Genomic DNA, 26,686 nt, shown 5'->3' on the forward strand with positions numbered 1-26,686 from the left:
ATGGAGATTAATTTAAATATTCGAGATCGGTTAGGACAATCATTTGATTTGGCGACATTTGAAGAGATTAAAACTTTTTTTGACGCTGAAAAAAAATATTGGTTGGAACAGAAGAGTAATTTAGGGAAAAATCTATCATCCCCTTTTAACGCTTACTCACAACAAATTGAGAATTTTTTAGTTGCATTACAAAGTTTTGAAGATTTAGTGTCGCAAAGTCCCCAACCCAATAATATTCAACAACATAAACAGAATTTTGATAATACCAAAAATCAATTTGTCAGTTGGATGAATCAGCATTGGCTATATAGAGGTAATTCGTGTACTGAATCATTATTAGATGCATATAGATATTCTGAAGAATCTGGAACAGCATTTTGGAATGCGATATCGACCAGATTGATTACATTTCAGAATAGTCGAACTTCTTTGCCAACTTTTATTGGCAATATCATGGCATATGAGTTTTTGTTACAAGATCAAAGCCATTTAGTTAAACGACGACATGCTGAGAAAAAGGCATTTACTACGCTAAGAAACGATCTTGAGGAGGAGCGCAATAAGCAGGTCTCTGGTTTTGAAGCATTTCGACAGGACTATTTGACTTGGCATGCAGATAATCAGGGCGAGTTTAATGATTGGTTTGCTGAGTGCAAAGAGCGTTCAGATACAACCATTGCGGATCATTCTACATTTTTTAATCAAATGACGGATCATGCGATAAATCGTCATAAAGAGTTAGAAGAACTTTATGTTGAAAAACTGAGATTGGAGAAACCAGCAAAATACTGGGACGATCGAGCGAAGAGTTTAAGATGTCAGGGAATAATCTGGTCAATAATTCTTGCTGTGGTATTGGGTGGAGGAGTTGGATATTTCACATATCTGTTTACACACTGGCTCAATGGACAAGAAATGACAGTTTCATTACATAGCCTTCAAGGCACAGTACTTTTGGCTGTTATTATTTCTGCATTTGTGTTCTTGATCAGAATGTTGTCTCGCTTAGCATTTAGTTCATTTCATCTTCAACGTGATGCCGAAGAGCGACAACAATTGACATATGTATATTTAGCATTAAGTAATGAAACTCATGCTGATGAAGAGTCGAGAAAGATTATTTTACAAGCTTTATTTAGCCGTGCAGAAACAGGGTTGCTTGCTTCGGAGTCAGGACCTACTATGCCAGGATTAGATGGGGTTGCTGGCTTAATTAATAAAACTGGGAAAAATTAATAATATTTAAGAAGGGGGTTACAATGAAAGTAGGATTATTCTTTGGTGCTGGTGCAGAAATTAGTTATGGCCTTCCAAGTGGTGGAAAGTTCGCAATCGATTTATTTCGAAAAGATCCAACACCTTATAAAAAATCATTCAGAGCAAAATTACTAAAAATTAATTCTCGTAGTCCTTATGCCAATACATGGTTGCCAAAAGGCTATGAAAAGAAGAGTATTTTTGCTTTCGGTAAAAATGAATTTACTAGCATCATCGAGTCATCAATCCAATATAAAAGAAACGAAATTATCAAAAAATTGAATGACTTTGATAACGAGTTTACTTGGGCTTGCAGTCAGCTAGAAATTGAAGAAGGCTTAGTTAAAGACAAGTTTTCTAATGAGATGGGAAAGGATATTGGAGAAACTCTATATGACCAAGATATCAAAATTAATGAAAAGTTAACGAATGATGTAAAACTCTTCGGAACTGAATATTACTCAGCTGCTTTAGAAATCATTCGTTCGAAATCAAATTGTGCTGATCTTCATAGATATGTAATTGCTTTCTTACAACTATTGGTAGGTGCTTACGGGCAAGACTTTGTCCAAAACCTAAATGAAGAATTATTCGAGTCAGCGCCTGATGATTTACCAATCTTTGATGATATTTTTGGTATGTTTCGTTTGGAGTTTGATCGAGTCGGTTCAACAGCCTTAGATTTACTTTTGAGCGAAAAAAGAACATTCAACACAACTGAAGAAGCAACCTTAATTGATTTATTTTCGGCTGTAACTCAACAAATTTTAGAGAACATATTTTGTAGCGTTTTGGATTATCAAAAATTAATTGATGATCATTTTAGATACTTATTTTCACCATCAACGGAATGGGCTAAATTCACTAGAATGGCTATTTTTATGGAAATTGCCCACGATTATATTATTGCGCAGAAGCCAACGGATTTACCCGATTATGGCTATTATCATGATGTAAAAGGTTTAATAGATTCTGGTCAAGAAGTAGGAGTCGTTGGTACATCTAACTATAACAACCTATTTAAGGAAATATCGAATGATTTAAATCTACCTCCTATTAATGTATTCCATTTAAATGGTAGTACGGAAGATTTTTATAATCCCTATAAAAATGAAGTTATGCAGATTGAAGATAAAGATTTGCATGAGAGTGAGCAAATTTTAGTTCCATTTATGCTTACTCAAAGTGGTTTGAAGCCCTTAACTTCGGTAGAAATGTCGAGACGTTATGTAGAATTATTTGATGCTTATAAAGATATGGATGCAATTATCTCGATAGGTTTTGGGTTTAATAAGGATGATAGTCATATTAATGGATTATTTAGAGAACTTATTGAAAAAAGTGATAAAAAGCTTTTTGTTATTACAGTAGATACGAATGAAACAGATAAAGAAGTCAGGAAAAAGCTTCGTTTAGATACTCATTTGGCTAATGTAAAAGTGATTTTGGTAGATCCAAAGACTAGAGCAGCAAATGAGGTCATGTGGTTTGAAGAAGTTTCTAAACAAATAGGATAAGTTGAATTTATATGAACTCTTATTTACCTAAGTTTCAAGAAGAATACAGTGCAAAACTTCCAGCTTTAGCCTTATTGACTAACTTAGGGTGGTCATTTTTACCGCCATCACAGGCACTTGTTGCCCGTGATGGTAAACAAGACCAAGTTGTCTTACGCCAAATTTTACGTCAAGAGCTTTCTAAACGTACTTTTCCATTTGCGGGTCAAGAATATCCACTATCTCCAAAATCAGTTGATAACTTAATTGCCGAAATCTGTAGCCCTGCATTAAATGAGGGATTACTGACTGCCAACGAAAAAATGTATAACCATTTGTTCTACGGCATTCCTGTAACTGAATTTGTGAATGGAAAAAAAGTTAGCCCAACGATTCCATTGATTGATTGGCATAACATCCATAATAATGACTTTTCATATACAGAAGAATTTGCTGTCACACGCTCAGGTGGTGTAGATAATCGAAGACCTGATATCGTTTGCTTTGTAAATGGTATTCCTTTGGTAGTAATCGAAGCAAAACGACCAGATAGCCAAGCGAAGAAAGGTCCAACCATCAACGAAGGGATCTCCCAATCTTTACGCAATCAGCGTCCTGATGAAATTCCACATCTTTTTGCTTATAGCCAATTACTTCTTTCCATTAATGGGCATGAAGGGCGCTATGGTACATGTAATACGCCTGCGAAATTTTGGGCTGCATGGCGAGAAGAAGATATTTCTGATGCAGAAATGTATGCGCTTAAAAATAAGAAATTAAGTGCTGTACAAAAAAACAGTTTGTTCGCATATCGTCATGCAGATGATCTCAAGTGGTATGAAAATCTAATTGCAGGTGGAGACTTAGCTGTTACAGGTCAAGATCAACTGCTGATCAGCCTATTAAAGCCTGAGCGACTACTCGAAATGGTTCGCCTATATACGCTTTTCGATAAGAAAGCAGGAAAAATTGTTGCTCGTTATCAGCAAATCTTTGGTATCAAACGACTCATTGAGCGTATTAGTACTAAGAACACCAAAGGTGGCCGTGAAGGTGGTGTCATTTGGCATACAACAGGTTCAGGTAAATCTTTTACCATGGTCTTTCTCAGTAAAGCATTGATCTTGCATGAAGCTTTAAAACAATGTCGTATATTGGTTGTCACTGACCGTGTCGATTTAGAAGATCAACTCAGTAAAACCTTTGTATCAGGTGGTGAACTGGCAGGAAAAAGAGACAAGCTAAATGCTATGGCGACTTCTGGCAAACGCTTGGCTGAACAAATTGGTAAGGGTACAGAGCGAATCATGTTCTCTTTGATTCAGAAATTTAACTCTGCAACCAAACTTCCTGAATGTGTTAACACAAGTTCAGACTTCATTGTCCTGATTGATGAAGGGCACCGAAGCCAAGGTGGTGAAAACCATGTGCGTATGAAACTCGCACTTCCAAATGCGGCATTCGTGGCATTTACAGGTACACCATTGCTTAAAGATGAAAAGACCGTTAACAAGTTTGGTCCTATTGTTCATGCGTATACGATGCAAAGAGCGGTAGAAGATAAAACCGTAACGCCTTTGCTCTATGAAGAACGAATTCCTGATTTAGATGTCAATGAACGAGCGATTGATACGTGGTTTGAACGGATAACAGAAGGTTTAAATGATCAGCAAAAAGCAGATTTAAAACGTAAATTTGCGAGAAAAGGTGAAATTTATACTGCGGATGATCGTATTCGCCTGATTGCGTTAGATATTGCCAATCACTTTGTGAAAAATATTGATGATGGTTTAAAAGGACAGCTTGCTTGTGATAGCAAGGCTTCAGCGATTAAGTATAAAAAGTACTTAGATGAAGCAGGCTTGTTTGAGTCTGCTGTGGTGATGAGCCCACCTGATAGTCGTGAAGGGAATACGGATGTTGATGAATCTACTACTCCTGAAGTGACCCAATGGTGGAAAGACAATGTCGGCACTCAGGATGAGCAAGCCTATACTAAACAAGTGATTGAGCGTTTTGAAAAAGATGATTCGCTTAAATTGCTGATTGTGGTGGATAAGCTGTTAACAGGTTTTGATGAACCTAAAAATGCTGTTCTTTATATTGATAAAAATTTAAAACAGCACAATCTGATCCAAGCAATTGCGCGTGTAAACCGACTTCATCCAATGAAAAAGTTTGGTTTATTGATCGACTATCGAGGTATTTTAAAAGAATTGGATGCCACAATTCTTGATTACCAAGATCTCGCTGCTCGTACCCAAGGTGGCTATGATATCAATGATCTTACAGGCTTGTATACGCAAATGAGCTCTGAATACAAACGTTTACCTCGTTTGTATAAAGCGCTATGGGCGATTTTTGATGGTGTAAAAAATAAAAATGATCCAGAGCAGTTGCGCCAAGTTTTAGTCCCACGCATTGAAGAGCGTGAGGGTGAGTTAGTCGATATTCACTTAAAAGTTCGCGATGACTTTTATGAAGCACTCACAGAATTCGCAAGTTGTTTAAAAGTTGCGTTGCAGTCAGCAACCTTCTTTGAAGATAAAAACTTTTCTGATGCAGATCGTCAGCACTACAAAGAAACAGTCAAATTATTTACAAGCTTGCGTCAGATTGTGAAACGAGATGCTGGAGAGACAGTAGACTACGATCAGTATGCAGAGCAAGTCAAAAAACTGATTGATAAGCATGTTGTGGGTATTGAAGTTAAGGACCCTGATGGGGTTTATGAAGTCGGCAAGATGGGTAAAATAGCTCAGCCTGAAGATTGGAGTGAAGAGAAAACACGTAATGAAACGGATATCATCAAAACTCGTGTAACGAAGATGATTGAGCAGCAATTGCGTGATGATCCCTATGCTCAGGAGGCTTTCTCTAAGCTGTTACGTCAAGTTATTGAAGAGGCTGAGAAAGAGTTTGATCACCCATTGAAGCAACACATGCTGTTTAGAGAGTTCGAAGAACAAGTTGAAGCTCGTCGTTTAGATGAAATTCCTGATGTGTTCAGTGGTAATAAGCATGCTCAAGCTTATTATGGTGTATTCAAAAAACTATTACCTGAAGCATTCTCGATAATAGATCAACAGAATCAAAATAAGTGGATTCAACTCGCTTTTGAGGTTGATACTTCTGTCATGAGCTCTGTAGCTGAAAACTCAATTAATCCACAAAATATTGAAGCGGATATCCGTAAAAAACTATTACCGCAGATGTTCCGTGAATGTAAATCCATTGGTAGTGGTATGGATCAAGCCAAAAAAATTGTGGAAATGATTGTACAAATTACTCGGGTCGGTTTGAATGGGCTCTAGGATGAATAAGCTGCCAGAGAGAAAGTTAAGCATTGTTTATGGTGATGAAGTTCTTGATTTTGAGGTGCTTGAAAGTCCTAGTCGTACTCAAAAGATACTGATTAAAGTCTATGCTGATTGTCGGGTGGTTGTATCAACCCCGTTAAATGCAGATGATAAAACAATCATTGAAGCGGTAAAGCAGCGTAGTCGTTGGATCTATAAACAATTACGAGAGTTCCGTGAACAAAGTAGATTTATCACGCCTCGCCAATATAAAAGTGGTGAAAGCCACTTTTATTTGGGTAAACAATATCAATTGAAAGTGATTCATGATGATACCAAGCCAAAAGGTGTAAAACTTCTGAGAGGAAGATTGGAAGTAAACACCTTGGATATGGGGCTTGAAAGTATTAAATCTTATTTAAATGAATGGTATAGAACCCGAGCAAAAGTCATATTCGAAGCACGTTTGCAACGTATTCTAGAACAAGCTTTATGGGTTGAAAATCAGCCCGATATTCGTTTGATGACCATGCGTACACAGTGGGGAAATTGCTCTCCATCAGGTGTACTTACGCTCAACCCCCATCTAGTTAAAGCACCTACAATCTGCATTGATTATGTGATTCTGCATGAGTTATGCCATTTAGTTGAGCATAACCATAGTGATCGTTTCTATCAACTTTTGACTCAAGTAATGCCTGATTGGGAGGTGGTGAAAGAGAGATTAGATAACATGGCTGTGAAGTTTTTTGAATAGACTTTTGTGATGCTTTCTTTAATATTATGTCCATAGTTGTTAGGGATTTTATGGACATTCTTTTATTTATTAATATTGATAAAAAACAAAATATTGAGAGTGTCCATACTACTTATTGTAATCCTTATTGCGGTACGGGCGGTTTTTTATCTTCAGGTACAGAGTATGTGCGTGAGCATAACCCAGATGCGGTGATCCGTGTCTATGGTCAGGAGTTAAACCCCGAGTCTTATGCCATCTGTAAAGCCGATATGTTGATTAAAGGTCAGGATGTTAAAAACATTAAACTCGGCAATACGCTATCTAATGACCAACTTGCCTATGAGAAGTTTGACTACATGCTCTCAAACCCGCCATTTGGTGTGGATTGGAAGAAGATTGAAGAAGATATTAAATCTGAGCATGAGCAAAAAGGCTTTGAGGGGCGTTTTGGTGCAGGCTTGCCACGTGTGTCGGACGGTTCGTTACTGTTTTTAATGCACTTGATTAGCAAGATGCGTCAGCCAGATGCAGATAATCAACAAGGTAGCCGTATCGGGATTATCCTGAATGGTTCACCACTATTTACAGGCAGTGCAGGCAGTGGTGAAAGTGAAATCCGCCGTTATATTTTAGAAGCCGATTTGTTAGAAGCCATTATCGCCCTACCGACCGATATGTTCTATAACACAGGTATTGCCACATACGTTTGGGTACTGAGTAATAAAAAAGATGCTGAGCGTAAAGGCAAAGTACAACTTATAGACGGCAGTAATCTGTATAGCAAAATGCGTAAGTCACTTGGCTCAAAACGTAATGAAATGAGCGAAGAAGATATTGCCCTCATTACTCGCACCTATGGCAATTTTGATGTGATGGATGCTCGTGAGTTGGATAAACCTGCCGATGTAAAATCGAATCGTGGTCGTCAATCGGCAAGCCCTAAAACTGAATCAGCTAAAACCTTCTCAAGCAAAATTTTTAACAGCTATGAGTTTGGCTACCGCCGTGTGACCATTGAGAGTCCGTTACGTTTATCGGCTCAGGTGAGTGATGAACGTATTGCCACTTTACGTTTTGCACCAAAGCCATTTAATGCCGTGATGCAAAAGCTGTATGACGATTATGGTACGACATGGACAGCAGACCGCTATGGTCAATTGTCTGAGTATGAAGCCGAGATTCGTGCGCTGATTAAAGCTGAATTTAGCGAACTGAAAGAAAAAGACATTAAAACTGTGCTTGAGCCAAAACTCTGGTTAGAGCAACGCACCTTACTCACCAAAGCCGAAGCTCTACAAGCCAAGATTGGCACGGCGCAGTTTGATGACTTTAATGCCTTTGATGAAGTACTTAAGCAAGCCTTAAAAGATGCCAACATTAAGCTTGAAACCAAAGAGAAAAAGCAATTTATTGATGCCATTACATGGAAAAATGCCGATGCTGAACCTGTGGTAAGCAAAGTCATTAAAGGTGCTGAAAATCCACTGTATGGTCAGTTTACATATAAAGGCAAAGTGGTTGAGTTTGTGCAAGATGGTGATTTACGTGATGCCGAGAACATTGCGCTTAATCCAAATGTCAGCACTACCGATTTAATTGAGTCTTATTTTAAGCGTGAGGTCGGGCCGCATGTGCCTGATGCGTGGATCAATGCTGATAAGCGTGATGCACAGGATAATGAAATTGGTATTGTGGGTTATGAGATTCCGTTTAACCGTCATTTTTATGTGTATGAACCGCCACGAGATTTAAGCGAGATTGATGCAGATTTGGATGCGGTAAGCCGTGAAATTATGGCACTTTTACAAGAGGTGCATTCCTAATGTCAAAAACAGTGGCGAAGTATGAAAAATATACTGAATATAAAGATTCAGGTATTGAGTGGTTGGGTGAGATTCCTAGTCATTGGGATTCAAAACCTTTGAAATATTTATGCACTTATAATGATGAGGTTTTACCTGAAACAACTGCGAAAGACGCCGAAATTCAATACATTGATATTGGTAGCGTGTCAGCAGTTGATGGTATTTCTAAAATTGAAACAATGACTTTTAAAGATGCGCCCTCACGAGCTAGGCGAATCGTTAGAGATGGTGATGTGATTGTTTCAACAGTGCGTACATATTTAGAAGCAATAGCACCTATTGATAATCCTCCTGAAAATTTAATTGTTTCAACAGGGTTTGCAGTTATTCGACCTAATCAATATTTGTATAAAAGTTTTGCATCATATTGTTTGCGTGCAAAAGGCTTTATTAAAGAAGTTGTCGCTCGTTCAGTAGGTGTGAGTTATCCAGCTATTAATTCATCTGAGTTAGTAAATATTACTATCCCAAGTATTGAATATGCTGAACAAGTAAAAATAGCCAATTTCCTCGATCATGAAACCGCAAAAATTGACAGCCTGATTGCCAAACAAGAAAAGCTGATTGAGCTGCTTAAAGAAAAACGTCAAGCGGTGATTAGCCATGCCGTGACCAAAGGTTTAAATCCTGATGTAAACATGAAAGATTCAGGTGTGGAATGGTTAGGGCAAGTGCCTGAGCATTGGAAATGTATAAAGATAAAACATATCACCACGACTTTTGAACAAGGTTGGAGTCCTCAATGTGATTCTCGACCTGCTGAATCACATGAATATGGGGTTTTAAAAGTTGGGTGTGTTAATGGTGGCTCATTTAGAAGTTCAGAAAATAAAGCCTTGCCACCTGAGTTAGAGCCACGCTTACAATATCTAATTCAAAAAGATGATTTATTAATTTCTCGTGCTAACACAAAAGAATTGGTAGGGAGTGCTTCTGTTGTTAATGGTGATTATCCAAATTTAATACTTTGCGATAAGTTGTATCGACTAAGGTTCTCAAAAAATGTATTGCCTGAAATGGTTTCTTTGTATTTATCGATTGGTGCTGTAAGAAAACAAATTGAGCTAGGTGCAACAGGTGCTAGTCACTCAATGCAAAACATTGGGCAAGATACAATCAAAGAGCTTTATTACTTACTACCGCCATATGATGAGGCTCTAAATATTTTAGAAAGCATCAAGCAATCTAATCAAAAAATTGATGAGCTAACGAGAAAAGCTGAATCCGCTATTCAACTGATGCAAGAACGCCGTAAAGCCCTTATTTCCTCTGCGGTCACAGGCAAGATTGATGTTCGAAATTGGCAAAACCAAAACCATAACAATAATGAGGCGAATACGGAGCTTGGCGCATGAGAAAGGATGCAACTTTAGAAACGGAGTTCCAACAAGACATTATTCGCCAAATGCAGTCGCACGGTTGGCAACTTGGCTCAGGTACAGGCTACAACCGAGAAAAAGCCCTGTATACCCAAGACCTATTGGACTTTGTACAAAACACCCAAGACAAGGAATGGCAAAAGTTTAAAGGTATTTTCCCCAATGACACCGAACGCCACTTTTTAGACACCGTAGAAGCACAACTGAAAAAAGCCGACATTAACGCCACTGATGCCCAATCACGCAGTTATGGCACATTGGGCGTGTTGCGTCATGGCATTCGTACCCGTGGTTGTCGTTTTTCTTTTTGTCAGTTTAAACCCGAACATGGCTTAAACCCTGAACTGAACGAGCGCTATAAACAAAACATCTGCCGTATTGTGCCAGAACTCGTCTATAGTCCATACGCCAACAAAGCCGAACTTGAAGCCACAGGCAAACAAGCCAAAAAATGGCGCATTGACCTTGTGCTGTTTATTAATGGCTTTCCTGTGGCAACCATGGAGCTTAAGTCTGAGTTTAAACAAGCGGTGCAAAATGCGATGGCACAGTACCGTAAAACTCGTTTACCGAAAGATTCTGAAACCAATAAGCCTGAACCCTTGCTGATGTTTAAACGTGGTGCATTGGTGCATTTTGCCGTAAGTCAGTTTGACGTCTATATGACCACTCATTTACAAGGCGATAGCACCTATTTCTTACCGTTTAACAAAGGCACCAAAGACCAAGGCGCAGGTAATGACGTACCTGAAAATCCAAATGAATATGCCACAGGCTATTTATGGAATGAAGTCTTAACACCTGATCGTTTGCTCAATATCATCGGCAACTTTATTCATCTGCAAATCGAAGAAAAAGAAGATTGGGAAGGCAAAAAATACAAAAAAGAAAGCCTGATTTTCCCACGTTATCACCAATGGAAAGTTGTGACCCAATTGGTTGAGGATTCCTTAAAGGAAGGCACAGGACAAAAATATCTGATTCAGCACAGTGCAGGTTCGGGTAAATCCAACTCCATTGCATGGACGGCGCATCAGCTTTCTAGCCTTTACGATGCCAACAATAAAAAACTGTTTGATTCGGTGATTGTGGTGACAGACCGCACCATCTTAGATGCACAGCTACAAGACACCATTTACCAGTTTGAACATGCCGATGGCGTGGTAGGTCGTATTAATAACAAAGAAGGCGATGGTTCAAAATCAGAAAAACTCGCCAAAGCCTTAGAAATGGCACAGCCGATTATTATTGTCACCATTCAAACGTTCCCATTCGTCCTACGTGCGATTGAAAACAGCACCAGCCTGAAAGAACGTAAATACGCCGTGATTGCCGATGAAGCCCATTCATCACAAAGCGGTTCTACTGCACGTCAGCTTAAAGAAACCTTGATGGTGGAAGAACGTGCGGAAGATGACAGCCTATCCTCAGAAGATATGCTTGATGCGGTGATGGCATCACGTAAAGGCAGTGATAATTTAAGTTTCTATGCCTTTACCGCAACGCCAAAGGATAAAACCTTACAGCTCTTTGGTCGTCTGCCTGATCCAACGATGCCACCATCAAAAACCAATTTACCTCAGGCGTATCATGTCTATTCCATGCGCCAAGCGATTGAAGAAGGCTTTATTTTGGATGTACTGAAAAACTACACCAACTATAAAGTCATCTATCAGCTTAAGCAGAAGATTGAAGAAAAAGACGATACGGTAGATGCTAAAAAAGCCAAGATTAAGCTGAATCAATGGGTACGTTTGCATGATTACAACATCTCGCAAAAAGTCGCAGTCATCATTGAACATTTTAAAAAGAATGTGATGGGCTTACTCAATAACCAAGCCAAAGCCATGGTGGTCACAAGCTCACGTAAAGAAGCCGTGCGCTATAAACAAGCCTTTGATAAATACATCACGGAACAGAAATACCCAAACATTCAAGCGATGGTAGCTTTTTCGGGTGAAGTGGAATTCAATGAGAATGATTCAGACAGTAGCCATCTATTGGGTCAGAAGTTTACTGAAAGTAATATGAACCCAAATTTGAAAGGTCGGGAGATGCGTAAAGCATTCGATAGCGATGACTTTCAGGTGATGATTGTGGCGAATAAGTTCCAAACAGGCTTTGACCAACCGAAACTCTGTGCCATGTACGTGGATAAAAAACTGGGTGGGGTGGAATGCGTACAAACACTTTCTCGCTTAAACCGTACTTACCCAACCAAAGCGCAAACGGGCACATTTGTGTTGGACTTCTTTAATGAGCCACAAGACATTTTAGATGCCTTTCAACCGTACTACCAAACCGCAGAATTGGCAGATGTGTCTAACCCTGACCAAGTCTATGACCTGTTTGAAAAGCTAAAATCAGCAGGGATTTTCTTATGGACAGAGGTAGAGCAATTTGCCGATGCCTTCTATGCCAAAAATAAATCACCTGCAGCAGTGGCAAATATCTGTAAGCCTGCCTTACAACGCTGGGAGCTACGCTATAAACAAGCGGTGAATGATTATGATGTCACCAAGAATCGTTTAGAAATTACCAAGCGCACCAATGAACCTGTACTCATTGCCAATGCAGAAAATGAATTTGCGGATGCAAAGAAAGCACGTGATGGCTTAGAAATCTTTAAAAAGGACTTGGGTAGCTTTAGCCGTTTCTATGAATTTATGTCGCAAATCGTGGACTATGACGATAAAGACCTTGAGAAGCTGAGCCTTTACGCACGTGCCTTACGTCCAATGCTGCGTGAGCAAATAGCAGATGAGGATGTGATTGACCTGAGTAATGTGGAAATGACACATTACCGCTTGTCTAAGCTACGTCAGCAAGATATTCAGCTACAAGCGGATAGTACTGAGCATAAGTTAGAACCTGCTAATGATGTGGGTACTGCGAAAGCGAAGGATAAGAAAGAGGATTTCTTGTCTCAGATTTTACGCCGTGTAAATGATCTATTTGTGACAGATAACTTAACGGATCAGGATATGATTAATTATGCCTATACCGTTGCCGATAAGATGGCTGAGAACACACGTATGATGACGCAGATTCACAACAACCCACGTGAGCAAGCGATGCTCGGTGAGTTTGACACGGCGCTTGATGATGCAGTACTAGATAGTAATGCAGCGCACATGGAGCAAATGACACAGTTGATGAGCGACCCTGCTAAAATGAGGCAGTTTGCACATATTATTTATGATGTGTTGGTGAATAGGGACCGTCAGTAGTAAGTTCAAAGTTAAATTTTAATAAAAGGTCATTTTTATAAACTTATTAAATCTGAAATGATGTAGGGGCGTTATGGCATATTTCTTGGGGTTTTTATATCTAGCGGCATATATAGTGATTTACGTGTCATTGTTATTGCTGCCTTATTATGTTGCTTATTCTATTATCGAACCTCATAGCTTTTTGGGTGTAGTGGGTGTATTTATTTTAGGCTCAGTAATCGTACCTCTAACTTTAGGGGTGGCATTTTTAGTATTTGGAAGCTTTTTTGTCGCTTTTGATAAATTTAAAGAAAAAATAGCTCAAAACCCTCAATCACAACCTTTATCTGCATATAGTAACGAAAGCTCACCATTAGATGTAACGCCTAAACCAGAAAAGGAAAGTTCAAAGGGTGTTTGGATTTTTTCAATTTTAGGTATTGGGGTATTAGCAACAATATTATTTGTTGGCTCTATAGTAACTAAAAAAACTGAAGAGCCTAGTGCTGATTATGAAACAGCTCCTTATGAAGAATCTGCAGATGATACCTCAACACATTATCTTTACACTGATACATCTAATGATGAAATAACTGATCCTTATTTAGCTAATACTACGATTACAGATAATTATAGCTACATGAATGATGCTGTAGATGAATTTTTAGAGATACTGTCAGATTCGGGAATTTCGGGAGTGGCTAGAAGTGTTCGTGATTGTTATGTAAATACAGAAATTGATAACCTCTATTGTCTTTATCTAGATAATGCTGCAAGACTCATGGATAATGCTGTTGCTAATCAGATGGGTTTCAATCGCGATGAGTATTTGAGAGATGATAGGGTTTTAGCTCGAAATCAAAAGTATTATTATATACCTACGAATACAAGTCATTTGGCATCTGATCATCAAAAAACAATTGAAATTCAATTGATAAGCCTGCTAAATAAAAAGGTACAAGCAAGAAGACATAAATCTGACACTAATAGTGGTATATCTACAGAAAACTCAGCCTCATATTCTCATAATAATTCTTATGATTCTCGTTTAGGTGTTGAGATGAGTCAGAATTTTAATAAAATTACCAATAATGCACCTGAACAGCTAGAGCCTGAATCGGTAGCAAATGGTGGTGATACTGGGGCAGAAGAGAATAATGAATTAGAGGTTGGTTATGAATAAGTTATTTTTGGCAATAATAGTATGCGGTATTTCATCTGTTCAAGCATCTGAATGGGAATATTTAGGTGAAACGGATGAATTTAGATATGAGCTGGATCGGCAAAGCATCCGAAAAGTACCAACTGGTTATTCAACTATATCGAGTAATGTAACTCAATTTTGGGTAAAAAAAATCGTTATTAATGATATTTCAAAAGATGGGCTGGGACTGGGTGATTATACTAAAAATTTGTACCATGTAAATTGTAGTGCAGATCTCTTAGGATTTAAAACCGAAGTTAAATACAAAGGGAATAGAGTTATTGATAGCTATACAGATTCGTATGTGAAAATGACACCTATTATTCCCGATACAGTTGGTTCAAGTTTTGCTAAGGCAATATGTGATCATTGATGTATGGTGAGTTGGTAGTTAAAGGCAAGTGATCACGTTTATGGGCGACCCTGCTAAGATGAAGTAGTTCTCTCATATTATTTATGATGTGTTGGTGCATAAACAAAATAAAACAATTTAGAAGAGAGTATTGAATTAGGGGGCCTTATGGGAATTAAAGATTTTTTCAGTAATGCGATTGATACCGTAACAGACACAGCCAAAAGTGCAACAGATGCTATTAAATATAACAGTGTTGTTGAATATGCTGTGATGGTTGCTAAAGAAAAAGCCTTTGATGCGGAAATGAAAACTATTGAGACTATTGAGAAGGCAACTGTCATTGTAGAAAAAGCAGGTGATGATCCAGCGATTCTTTTAAATTCAGCAAAATATATTCTTACAGGTGCATTAGCTGGAAGTATTGCACCAACTGTTGTTTCTAAATATATAGCAGCTCATTATGTGGCGAATGAATTAAATAATTTGAGTATGAGAGTAAATCCAATACCAGGATCAATTGTGTATTGTAATTTGTTTTTGAACACAGAGCATTCTGGTGTTTATATAGGTAATAATAAAATTGTACATTTAAACAAGTATGGAAATATTGAAAGTGTAACTCCTCAAGAATTCATTAGTGGTACACCTGCAAATGCTATTTATGTCTCCTGTAATAATGGTGATCCTGTAGGTAGTGAAGTTGTTGCTGAGCGTGCAAAAAAATTTATAGGTTCTACACGTGATTACAACGTATTTTTTGATAATTGCCACCAATTTTGTGCAAGTTGTTTAACTGGTGATTCTGAGAATCGACTCACCATATTGACTATGCTTAAGCTACAAAGTGATATCACCTTAGATGCTAAACAATGGTTGCATTGGGATCGACGTAATTGGTAATGACTTTAGCCATAAGATTTATATTTTAATTATTGGAAATTTTTGACTCAATTTTATGTGGAGATATAAGGAATTATATCTCTTAGGTCATTGTGTAAATAATAAATGTGAAAGTTTTAATAAAACTTGAATGAAAGATACAGAGGGTAATGTGAATACGGTTTCTAAAATTAATTATGCTCAAAGAGATGAATTAGAAAAGCAAAAAGCAATATTGTTAGCACAATTGAAGGAATTACAGTTCCAACTTTTCGATAAAAGCGCACCCGAAGTAGTCGAGCATGTTAATCAACTTCAGCTAGAAAAAGCAAAGCAAGAATCTTTATTTAAACAAGCTCAATCAAAACTAGCGCAATTAGCCCCTGAGTTAGAAAACTTGAAAGGAGGTGCGGAGCAAATTTTATTGGAAGCAATTAGCCAGCAAGATTGGTATGGGTTTAAAAATAAACGTGAAATTGTTTTTGATAAAAGGAATGGATTTTTGTTCCCTAATTTTGAATACATGCCTCATGTGTCTTGGGGTGATTGGGAGAAGCAAAAAAAAGAATATGCACCTAATGGGATTGGTAGAAAACAATGGGATGTACTTACTAATTATTTTAAATTTAATTCAGAACAGGAAAATGTTACAGGCTATAAAAGTCAAAACGATTTTAATTTTCCTATAAAATTTGCAGGCCAACAACTTGTAAGTATAGAAGTTTATACAAATGCTAGTCTTAGCTATTCTACACAAGGTATTATAAATTTTAAAAAAAATGCAGAAAAGTTTGAATTTTCAGGAGTGAAGAATCATTCAAACTGGGTGATCTTTCCAGCTTTAAAATTTTTTACTAATCCCGATGTGACAAAAGATAATCCTCGGCTAACAAATTTAGAGAAAGCAAATATTATTTTAGACTTTTTTATAGAACAAGATTGGATTCCAAATTTTGAACCTTTTATGGAGAAGTTTCATAATGAGGATGAAGATGATTTTCAAGAACGTTTAAATGAAGCTCAACAGCAATGTGATGAATACAATAAGATTTTCGATGCTTACTACAAGCGAATACAATTACAAAAGCAGTTAGTCGTGCTAGAGTCAAAATTTTCTGAATTACCAGAACCAGCACCAATTAATGTATTTACCTCAGATTATGACTATAGATTAGATTTAAACACTTATGATTTAAGTGCTATTCAAAACTCTGTTTGGCAGTATAGCCAAGCAAGCCAACAGTGGGTTAGTAATCTATTAAACCGTATTGATGAATGGGAAAGTGATCATCTAGACTTGGTTAAAACTGCCCTTGAGTTAAAGCAGGAGCTAGATAAAAAGCTACCTGTTAGTATTAATATAATAGCTGAAGAAAATCAGTTGCTTGAAGCACAACTACAACATTTGAAAAAACGACTTGACCTAGGTTTAACACCATTGCGTTCAAATTTAATCAATTTGTTGTCAGAAGCTCAACAAATAACTTCTCATTTAGAGCAAACCAATACATTGCTTGGACTTGCTCAGATTGAACAACAAGCCCGGCCAAGCTTTGAATTACTCGCTGAGCATAGTGCAACACTGTGTACCAAAACACTAAAAGAGATGGAGTGGTTAGATGAATCACTTGATTTTGTAAAAACAGTTGTGGGTATTCTACGAAAATCAGCAGAAGATTATTTTATTCTTGTAGATAAGTATCAACGGGATCTTAACCAAATAGGGTTAGAGAGCAGCATTGAAACAGAAGAGATTGCCAAATGGTTCAGTGAATGGCGCAATGAGCGCTTAACGCTACTGAAACAGATCCAGCCTTTGTTAGATGCTGGCCTAAATAAGACCATTGATGAACAAACTGTACTTGACGTGTTGCCATGTATTGAACAGTATCAAAATGAATTAGATCAGTTCTACTTACATAAGCGTTTAGGTATTCATACAACGTACGCGTTCCAACCGAATGGCCATCGCCAAGAGAAGTTAGAAAAAGAACAAGCGGTAACCAAACTTGTGCATCAATTCATGCAGCAGTTGGAAAAAGTCATCTTTAATACTCAAACCACGGCGCAAAAGATATGGCTGATACGTTTCAGTGAAACTTGGCAGCAAGGCTTGGTCAATGAAATTACAGATTTTTTAGCTAAAGAACAGTTAATAGAGCGTGATGATGTTGTTCAAATCATGAGTGAAGAACTGCGTAAAGTCCAACAGCAAAACTTAGCAGCATGCTTGCAGGATGCACAAAGCTATAGCGAAGCATTGGCACAGCGAGAAAAAGACGTAAATACATTGATATTTAAAATGCGCAAAGCGTTGATGAAATAAGGGGGATGTAAATGGGTTGGTTAGATTCTGTTACAGATTTCGTAAGTGGTGCTTGGGATACAGTGAAAGATTTTGTTGGTGGGGGCTCTTCCAATGGAGGGGGGCGTGATCGTGACTATGGTGGTTCATATTCAACATCTACAAGTTCTACTGTAACTAACTATGATCCAGATAAAGTTGAGGTCGCTAAACTGGAAAATGAACGTGTTGATTTAGTGAAAAATGCTCAGTTGGAATTGATGGAAGTCAATGCCCGTCTTGAAGCAGTGATGATAGAAGCACGCTGTAAAGGCTTTCAGGCAATGCAAGGTTCAATGATGCAAATGCTGAAAGAGGTGAATCATCTAGCCGAAGAACGATTGGTGCTACTCGAAAATGGTAGCCAAGAGCAGATTCAGAAAGTTGAATCAATGTATGCTGATTTGAGTAAGGATATGGATAATGATGATTTTATGTTTAGCAAAGTTCCACAGATGTTAGAACTTGCTAATCAATTTCCAGAAGACTCTGACGCTCGAAAACTTTATATGAGTGGGATTGATCGTGAAATGGCAAAGCATTTTGATTTTAAGACTGAGCAGTTAAAGAACTTAAATACACGTTGTCAAATTGTGGTTGCATCAGTGGTTGCAAGTAAAGAAAAAATGCAGCATCACATTGATACAGTTATTTCAAAGCGTATCGAACATATCGAGCAAGTAATGCAGGTTAATGCTCAGCTTCCTTATAATGCAACAACGAAAATTGGTGGTGGTGAATCTTTGAAAATTGAGCAGAAGTCTTAAAGATAAATCCGTATTAATAATCAGAGTACTAAAATTATTGTAGAACAACGTCTGATGTTAACCATTAGGCGTTTTGTTTTAATATGATGCTATCATTTAAATAGATGTTTTTTAGCTAAATTATTACAGAGAAAAAATGAGTAGTTTGATGATTTTATTTAATAATACCATCATATTTTGGACAATAAATGTATGGCATGGCTTAGTAAATGCTTAGCGCAATTTGAAAACAAGTGAAATTTTATATTAAGCATTGAAAAATTAAAATTTAAGGGAGTAAGTTTGACTATGAATTATTGGATGTTAGGGGCAGATTGGGATGGTGATGATCAAACATCCAATTTCATAGAACAAGGCATTTGGCAAAATGGATATACCGATAAATTTTTAGATACTGTTAAAAAAGTAAAAGTTGGTGATAAGGTTGCTATTAAAACTGTTTATGTCCAAAAGAATAATTTGCCCTTTAATAATTTTGGTTGTGATGTCAGTTGCATGAAGATAAAAGTCATTGGTGAAGTGACTGAAAATCTAGGGGATGGACGTACATTAAAGGTAAAATGGGAGCCACAGGCTCAAGAATACCTCATTTATCTTTATACCTATTGGCATACGATTATGCGTATTGCCCGTCCATTTGTTAAAGAATGGATTTTTGATAAAGTTCCACAAAATTATATTGAATTAGAAGAAATTTATAAGAAAAAATCAGGACGAGTTGAAGATAAATTATCTGATGAGCAAATACTAGATCACTTTAAAACTGTCGATGGCTATTTAGAAATAATACAAAACGAGGTGCATAAATCACTCTTTTTAGAACTTGTTCGTTTTATGCATGAAATTCCGCTTGATTGGTGGATTACACATAACGATATCAAACATCAAATTAGATTCGGGTGTAATCATAATTTTCATGGACAGAACAGTACAAATCGTATTTTAGCGTACTTGAAGTTGAGTCCAGAAGGGCTTTTACTTACGTCAAATCAGGATGATTTTTTTTTTGCTCAAGACGAAATACTGTTAACTCGTGAATTGTTTGAAGAACTCAAAAAAGGTGACTTTATTGGAATAGAAAAGGATCGAGATCCTTATGTTGGCTATTTACCGAATGATTATGTAGAAATTAATATGAACGAAAATAAAAAACCCTCAACCTACTCTCAAACGACAATATTAAACCGTATTTTATTTGGTGCCGCAGGGACAGGTAAAACCTTTCACAGTATTAACCATGCCTTATCAATTATTGAAAATAAGCCTCTCGAGGTTTTAGAGCAGGAAGATCGCTCGGCGCTAAAATTACGTTTTGATCAGTTCAAAGAACAAGGGCAGATTAAGTTTGTTACTTTTCACCAGAGTTTTAGTTATGAAGACTTTGTAGAAGGAATTAGAGCTGAAACGGATGATGCTAGGCAGTTGAAATATGATGTAAAAGCAGGTGTATTTAAAGAGATTTGTGAAGATGCTCAAATAGAAATTGATACTAAGCAAAATAATGTATCAGTACCGATTGAAGCGAGTATCAATAATGCAATTGATAAACTCATTTCACAGGCTAAAACAGAGGAAATGATTTTCTATACTAAACGTGGTGCGGAAATTAAAGTATCAAGTAATTCAGCAGGTACGTTATTCGCTCTTACATCTACAGGAAGTAATATCACTTTATCTATTAGGCATATTCGAAACTATTTGAAGACACAAAGTGGCATTATTGTGGATCAAAAGAGCTATGAGTGGGCAATCGCAAATTCTCTACGTTCAGAGGTTCAATATTCAGATACTAATGAAAAAGTAAAACCTTATGTACTGATCATTGATGAAATTAACCGAGGCAATATCTCTCGTATTTTTGGAGAATTGATTACGCTCATTGAAGATTCAAAACGGCAAGGTGCTGAAGAAGAGTTATCAGTAATCTTGCCTTATTCCAAAAAAGAATTTTCTGTCCCAAGTAATGTTTACATTATTGGCACCATGAACTCATCAGACCGCTCTTTAACTGGCTTAGACATAGCGTTGCGCCGTCGCTTTACCTTTATTGAAATGCCACCAAAACCAGAGCTATTGAATGACATTGAGGTGGAAGAGCTAAATATTGGTGAGCTATTAAGGGTCATCAATCAACGTATTGAAGTACTGTTAGATCGTGATCATTGTATTGGTCATGCTAACTTTATAAGCTTAAAGAAAGATTGTACTCGTGAGCATTTAGCAGCAATCTTTAAACAAAAAATTATTCCACAGCTTCAAGAATATTTCTTTGATGATTGGTCGAAGATTAACATGGTGTTAAATGCCAACGGTATGTTAAAAGCTAAACTGAACCGTACCGGGTTTGTCGGAGAGTCAATATTCTGAGAGACTATCCCGATGACAAAATTAAAATATACCCCTGAAATCAGAGAAAGAGCGGTTCAATTATTGATTGAATCTGAAAAAGATTATCCTTCTACTTGGGCTGCAATCACAGCAATTGCGCCTAAGATTGGTTGTACTCCTGAAACACTTCGTGCCTGGCATCAAAAGCATTTAGATCAGCAAAATCCTATTAAAGTACAACAGATATCTGATCAAGAAAAAATGAAGCAAATGGAACGTGAAATTAAAGAATTAAAGCGTGCCAATGAAATTCTACGTAAAGCAGCCACTTTTTTCGCCCAGGCGGAGCTCGACCGCCCATACAAATAATGGTGGATTTTATCCATAACAATAAAGATCGATATGGTGTTGATGCGATTTGTAGGATTTTACCGATCGCAGCTTCAACCTATTACCGAACTTTAGATCTCGCTGACAATCCAGAACATCGAGCGAAACGAGATCTACATGATGAGCATCATGCTGAACAAATTAAACGAATTTGGAAGGAAAGTTCAGGTCGATATGGTGTACGTAAAGTCTGGCAAAAATTAAAACGTGAGGGTTATGTTATTGCACGTTGTACAGTTGCTCGATTGATGCAAAAGCTAGGTATACAAGGTGTTTGGCGTGGTAAGAATAAACAAACCACCCGTAACCGAGATGACCAAAAACGGGCAGATGATTTAGTGAAACGTAATTTTAATGCTGATCATCCAAACCAACTATGGGTGGGTGACTTTACCTATATTCAAACTCATTCAGGCTGGGTATATACCGCATTTGTTATTGATGTGTTCTCACGAGCAATTGTTGGATGGAAAGTATCTACACGGATGAATACAGATATGGTGCTCGATGCATTGGAGCAAGCATTGCACGATCGAGGCATGCCAAAGAATGTGATTCATCATTCCGACAGAGGTGTGCAATATCTTTCTATTCGCTATACCAATCGTTTAGAAGCAGCAAATTTAAGAGCATCAGTCGGTACGACTGGTGATTCATACGATAATGCTTTGGCTGAAACAGTGAATGGCTTATACAAAATAGAGGTGATTGAATATTTAAAATCAGATTGGCAAGGTTTAGCAGATGTACAGCTTGCGACACTAAACTGGGTAGATTGGTTCAACAAAAAGCGTGTACACAGTGCACTGGGTTATGTATCGCCTTTTGAGTTTGAAGCAATGTACTATGATAAGATTAACCCGTTAGGTCAGGTGGCCTAACTTAAATAAAAAGTCTCCGACAAACCCGGTACGGTTCAAACCTATTGAGCGCTCTGCTTTATTTCCAAATGTAGAGAATGAGTCAGATGGGTTCTTTGAAGAACAAAAAACATGGCAATTGGTAGATACCTCATTTGATTCAATCGCTAGTTTTAGCAAGATTATCAAGCATTAATTGGGGAAGGTAATGCCTGATTTTACCGTCCGAGAATATGCCTTCATTAGCATTGCGTATGAAGATTGCCCTAAGTCTAGTCTTGATCATGCTTATATCACCGACTCTGCATTCGAGCATTTATGTGGATTAGCTGCTTCATTTTCTAAGCACGGCGCAAAAGTATTTGAATTGACTGGACGTAGAAAGCTAAAGCTAGATCAATATGTTGGGGTGATAGAAACCCCATGCGGTACGCGTATAGAGATATTACCGAAGCATGTAGAGCTCAACGGCGAAAGTGATCAGGAGGTTATTTACCAAGAGCGTAAACTCCTGCAAAAAATGCTCAGTGTTTCATTGCATTTACCTTATCGAGAAGTAGGCAGTGCCAACTTAAACAGGTTTAAGCAACCATTACATGAATGGATTATTACGCAGTTTTTAAAATGCTTCGAGCATTTGGTTCAGCGTGGTTTACGCTTCGACTATAACCGAGTAGAAGAGGAACAAAAGTTTTTACGTGGGCAATTACAGCATGTGAAATATATGCGTCAGCCAGCGACGAAGAAACATATCTTTCCGATTGAGCATGATGTGTATGAGGTGAATCGACCTGAAAACAGATTGATTCGTACAGCCTTAGAAGTGGTGTGTAAAAAGACCAAAGACGCAAATAATTGGAAATTGGCGCAAGAATTGCGGTTGATGACCAGTGAAATCCCACGAAGCCTAAATATTCAGCAAGATTTTAGACAATGGCAGTCAGGAAGATTACTTGCGCTATATAGCGAGATTAAACCTTGGACGGAACTGATCTTAGGTGATTACATGCCTGTATCTACTCAAGGGGAATGGCGTGGCATGAGTTTACTCTTCCCGATGGAGAAGCTATTTGAGCACTTTGTTGCTTATCATCTACGCCGTAACTTACCAGAATATACGGTGAAGACACAGCATGCGACGGAGCATATTTGTCAGCATCAACAGCGCAATATTTTTAAGCTTAAGCCTGATATTTTTATTGAATGTCCAGATGCCAAGCCAATTGTGATGGATACTAAATGGAAGCTAATAGATCAAAGTGATCGAGCTGGGCGTTATGGTTTAAAGGATAGTGATATTCAGCAAATGTTTGCCTATAGCCATTATTACCTTAAACATGACAGTGATGTTGTGCTTGTCTATCCATATTGGAAGGATAAGTTTATGCAGCCCTTAGATGACTTTGAGTTTAGGGGATTAAAGGCAAAACTACGTGTCGTTCCTTTTAATGTAGATGAGCCACAAAATTTTAAAATTGTTTAGTCTTTTATCATGTCAGGTTAGTCCCATATTTGGGACTAAAATCTACTTTTTAGCTAGATCGGTCCCAATTTACGTACTTATCGTTTGGCATAAATAGGCTAGTATTTATGAGTAATGTGGCTTTACTCATTAAGTTCTTTTAGTCTTTGTAAAACCTGTTCCGAAAATGGTAGCCAGTAGTTCCATGATTTATAGGTAGGATTATAGGAGCCAACTCCTTCACGTTTCCATTCTTTGAGCATTGCAATGATTTCAGGGTTGTAGGCACTATTCACTGAAACCATACCACTCGCAAAATGGCGAACATTAAGATGCATGCCTTTCACTTTAAATTTATAGTCCTGCCAATTCGGACTGGAGTTCTGTAGTTTAGACGTTACTGGTAGTGTGGTGGTGACTTTGAAGGAAGTAGAAGCTATTTGTTGCCCAGTGGATTGTTCTTGAGGAAATGGGTAAATCCATCTTCTATTGTCCAGATTTTCGAGGATTTGCTGCTTGGCTTCTGTACTTGGAATTGCAATATTACTGTTAAGAAGTGGTGATAAATCGACTTCAATACATTTTGATTTAAATACCTCAATGCGTTTTAGTTTTTCAGCATCAATAAAATGAGTGACTGCGATCTCAATTAAAATAGGTTCGCCATCAAAATAACCAATTAGGTCAGGACGGATTAAACCGAGAGAAAATTCAGGTAATAACTTTTCGAAGGTCCACCATGCAGCTTCACTATCTGAATCAGGTAGGGCAGGAAGCATTAGTCCCATAGATTCAAGAATAACTTCTTTGGCATATTTATGGAGTACAGATTCTGGGTTAATCGTACAGCTTTCTTTATTACTTGCATGTGCAAAATGATGTTCTTTAATTTCCCCTTTACGAGCAATCACAGGTTCACCACATTCAAAGCAAGTACATTGGCATGCGAGTCCACGTTCAACCTGCTCAATATTAACCAATTTATTATTTTCGTTTAATGCAATATACATCGTCATGATGAAAATCCTTTAGGAAGTTGATTTACTCATTCACTATGCTTGTGATCTAATTGTCCTAACACCGTATAAAGGGGAAATACGGGTAAAATGGGGGTTTAAGTGTCTGAATTAAAATTAAAAGTTTTTATTGTATTAGATGAAATTTTAAAGAAGGACTTAGCAGATAACAGGGCATACGATTGCTTAAAAGTAATCTGTAGCGCATCGATTGATGCTTTAAATACTCAAAATGAAGAACCAATAACGTATACCAGGTATCAACTAAAACTCATTCTTGATGGTCAGCAATCTTTTGCATCGGTGGATTCAAAAGATCTAGGGAAGTGGATGAGTGACAAAAAATTAAGTGCATACCTTGATCGGGTCATCACAAAACATACTAAAAAATTTGAAGAGATTGGTTATATTCCTGTGGTAAAAACCAACGATACAATTGGAGGAAAAGGAAATGAGCGCCGTTATTGGTTAGATATTATAGAATATGCTCAGACTCAAAATGAAGAGGATCAAAAGCTTGAAGAGAATGAAATTTCTTATGAGCGGGTTGATCCTTCAGAAATTAAATTGTCCTGGTTTTACCGGTATATTTTTAAAAATGGTGAAATAAAAAATAGAAGTATAAGAGGGCTATTTATGCTGATCGTTCTTTTTGGCGGTTTTATTTCATGGGCTTTATATGTTTTTGTATTTTCATTAGTTTTAGTACGTGAAGGACAAAACTTCACGACTCTTGATATGTTTTTTATAGCCTGTCTCATTGGATTCTCTTACCTATCATTCAAATATTGGTTCACTCCGTTATGGAATTTACCAGAGCATCGTGTCATTAAGGCACCTATGACGTTTATTTCACTTAATGAGGATCATGCTGATATTGAGATGTATCGTGATAGAGAGCGTAATCAATTAACACGTATAACTCGGTTTAGAGGGATATGTCCGATTTGTTCAGCAGAAGTTGTACTTAGAGCTGGTCAACCTGATCATAATTTGCCATTAGTTGGACGTTGTGTAGAAAGTCCTTTTTCACATGTATATAGCTTTGATCGGGTACTAATGATTGGGAAGCAGTTAAGTCGGTAATCATATTGAAATTAAGGGCGATCATTTAAGACAATGAGCTATTCTTCTATTTTGACAATTAATACAAATCAAACGAATCATATATATGTGGTTGGTGATTTACACGGCTGTTACAGCCTTTTGATGCAAGAACTCCAAAACATTCATTTTGATTTTCAAAATGATGTGCTTATTTGTACGGGTGATCTTGTTGATCGAGGCGAAGAAAATTTAGCCTGTATCTCCTTGTTGGATGAACCTTGGTTTTATACCGTGCGTGGTAATCATGAAGAAATGTGTATCAAGTCAGCTCATGATCTTAAAATAAAAGATATTCATGCACGTAATGGAGGGGAATGGTTTTATCAGTTATCTCAAATACAGCGGTTAGAAATTATCGAGCGTTTTAAGCAATTACCTTTAGTCATCGAAATTCAATTGGAACATAAAAAAATTGGTGTTGTACACGCAGACATTGATATACATGATTGGAATGCCTTTAAGCAAGATGTTAGTCAAGGTGATTATAAAATTTCAGGGGTAACGTCGGCTTATGTGAATGCGCTGTGGGGGAGAGGACGTATTCGTCAGTATTCCGCTCACTATGATGTCGTCGAAAATATTGATGAAATATATCTAGGTCATAAGTTGACAAAAATAACTAATCATGCGAAAAGGTTTTTTTAGTTAACAGATGTTCACACATGCCTCGGATTGTTTCTGTACCACTTAGTTTAGAACAGCGAGAACGACTCATTTTTCTGGCCAA

17 protein-coding genes, 2 pseudogenes and 1 other annotated feature are annotated in these 26,686 nt (G+C 37.5%); of the genes and pseudogenes, 18 read left to right on the top strand and 1 reads right to left on the bottom strand.

What is annotated here, in order from left to right; translation table 11 throughout:
• The 15 genes and pseudogenes from FTU65_RS09400 (at position 1) to FTU65_RS09470 (ending at position 23,857) form a co-directional block, all read left to right on the top strand.
• On the top strand, positions 1-1,236 hold the full coding sequence (locus tag FTU65_RS09400) for a DUF6161 domain-containing protein (protein ID WP_180066712.1): 1,236 nt from the start codon (positions 1-3) through the stop codon (positions 1,234-1,236).
• A 23-nt stretch (positions 1,237-1,259) separates the two neighbouring features.
• A complete protein-coding gene (locus FTU65_RS09405; protein ID WP_002119842.1) occupies positions 1,260-2,774 on the top strand; it encodes a hypothetical protein in 1,515 nt (504 codons plus the stop codon).
• An 11-nt stretch (positions 2,775-2,785) separates the two neighbouring features.
• Entirely contained in the window at positions 2,786-6,067 is a 3,282-nt protein-coding gene (locus tag FTU65_RS09410; protein ID WP_180066714.1) for a type I restriction endonuclease subunit R, read from the top strand.
• A gap of 1 nt (position 6,068) precedes the next feature.
• On the top strand, positions 6,069-6,809 hold the full coding sequence (locus FTU65_RS09415) for a M48 family metallopeptidase (RefSeq protein ID WP_145755881.1): 741 nt from the start codon (positions 6,069-6,071) through the stop codon (positions 6,807-6,809).
• Positions 6,810-6,868: 59 nt separating this feature from the next.
• A pseudogene (locus tag FTU65_RS09420) lies at positions 6,869-8,614 on the top strand (class I SAM-dependent DNA methyltransferase); the annotation flags it as partial.
• 11 nt (positions 8,615-8,625) lie between these two features.
• Positions 8,626-10,011, top strand: coding sequence for a restriction endonuclease subunit S (locus tag FTU65_RS09425; protein ID WP_373886730.1), 1,386 nt, complete (start codon positions 8,626-8,628; stop codon positions 10,009-10,011).
• Entirely contained in the window at positions 10,008-13,265 is a 3,258-nt protein-coding gene (locus FTU65_RS09430; protein WP_180066719.1) for a type I restriction endonuclease subunit R, read from the top strand. The genes FTU65_RS09425 and FTU65_RS09430 overlap by 4 nt, the downstream gene beginning before the upstream one ends.
• A 73-nt stretch (positions 13,266-13,338) precedes the next feature.
• Positions 13,339-14,430, top strand: a complete 1,092-nt coding sequence (locus FTU65_RS16325; RefSeq protein ID WP_228257156.1) for a hypothetical protein — start codon at positions 13,339-13,341, stop codon at positions 14,428-14,430.
• Positions 14,423-14,824: a surface-adhesin E family protein gene (locus FTU65_RS09440; protein WP_180063159.1), complete on the top strand. Its 402-nt coding sequence runs from the start codon at positions 14,423-14,425 to the stop codon at positions 14,822-14,824. Before FTU65_RS16325 ends, FTU65_RS09440 begins: the two co-directional genes overlap by 8 nt.
• Before the next feature lie 147 nt (positions 14,825-14,971).
• Positions 14,972-15,706 carry a lecithin retinol acyltransferase family protein gene (locus tag FTU65_RS16175; RefSeq protein ID WP_218952798.1) on the top strand — a complete coding sequence of 245 codons (735 nt, stop codon included), beginning with the start codon at positions 14,972-14,974 and terminating at the stop codon, positions 15,704-15,706.
• 130 nt (positions 15,707-15,836) lie between these two features.
• The gene (locus FTU65_RS09450; RefSeq protein WP_180066721.1) at positions 15,837-18,011 is read left to right on the top strand and encodes a hypothetical protein; all 2,175 of its coding nucleotides are present in this window, start codon (positions 15,837-15,839) and stop codon (positions 18,009-18,011) included.
• An 11-nt stretch (positions 18,012-18,022) separates the two neighbouring features.
• Positions 18,023-18,796 (top strand): hypothetical protein, encoded by a 774-nt coding sequence (locus tag FTU65_RS09455; RefSeq protein WP_180066723.1) that lies wholly within the window; start codon positions 18,023-18,025, stop codon positions 18,794-18,796.
• Positions 18,797-19,084: 288 nt separating this feature from the next.
• A complete protein-coding gene (locus FTU65_RS16330) occupies positions 19,085-21,163 on the top strand; it encodes an McrB family protein (protein ID WP_257222991.1) in 2,079 nt (692 codons plus the stop codon).
• Positions 21,164-21,175: 12 nt separating this feature from the next.
• A protein-coding gene (locus FTU65_RS09465; RefSeq protein ID WP_180066725.1) for an IS3 family transposase occupies positions 21,176-22,395 on the top strand; the annotation gives its coding sequence in 2 pieces (ribosomal slippage) (positions 21,176-21,452 and positions 21,452-22,395; 1,221 coding nt in all).
• Positions 21,451-21,567, top strand: a sequence feature (AL1L pseudoknot). It overlaps the preceding gene by 117 nt.
• A gap of 187 nt (positions 22,396-22,582) precedes the next feature.
• Positions 22,583-23,857 carry an McrC family protein gene (locus tag FTU65_RS09470; RefSeq protein ID WP_180066727.1) on the top strand — a complete coding sequence of 425 codons (1,275 nt, stop codon included), beginning with the start codon at positions 22,583-22,585 and terminating at the stop codon, positions 23,855-23,857.
• Between the two features lie 122 nt (positions 23,858-23,979).
• Here the strand turns inward: FTU65_RS09470 and FTU65_RS09475 are convergent, their stop codons facing one another.
• Entirely contained in the window at positions 23,980-24,852 is an 873-nt protein-coding gene (locus tag FTU65_RS09475; protein ID WP_180066728.1) for a competence protein CoiA family protein, read from the bottom strand.
• Between the two features lie 102 nt (positions 24,853-24,954).
• Between FTU65_RS09475 and FTU65_RS09480 the strand changes: the two genes are divergently transcribed.
• The 3 genes and pseudogenes from FTU65_RS09480 to FTU65_RS16455 form a co-directional block, all read left to right on the top strand.
• Entirely contained in the window at positions 24,955-25,938 is a 984-nt protein-coding gene (locus tag FTU65_RS09480) for a hypothetical protein (RefSeq protein WP_180066730.1), read from the top strand.
• Positions 25,939-25,971: 33 nt separating this feature from the next.
• On the top strand, positions 25,972-26,604 hold the full coding sequence (locus FTU65_RS09485; protein WP_180066732.1) for a metallophosphoesterase: 633 nt from the start codon (positions 25,972-25,974) through the stop codon (positions 26,602-26,604).
• A gap of 17 nt (positions 26,605-26,621) precedes the next feature.
• Positions 26,622-26,686, top strand: a pseudogene (locus FTU65_RS16455) (helix-turn-helix domain-containing protein); the annotation flags it as partial.

The sequence above is a fragment of the Acinetobacter sp. YH12129 genome (assembly GCF_013418685.1).
Lineage (GTDB): Bacteria > Pseudomonadota > Gammaproteobacteria > Pseudomonadales > Moraxellaceae > Acinetobacter > Acinetobacter amyesii.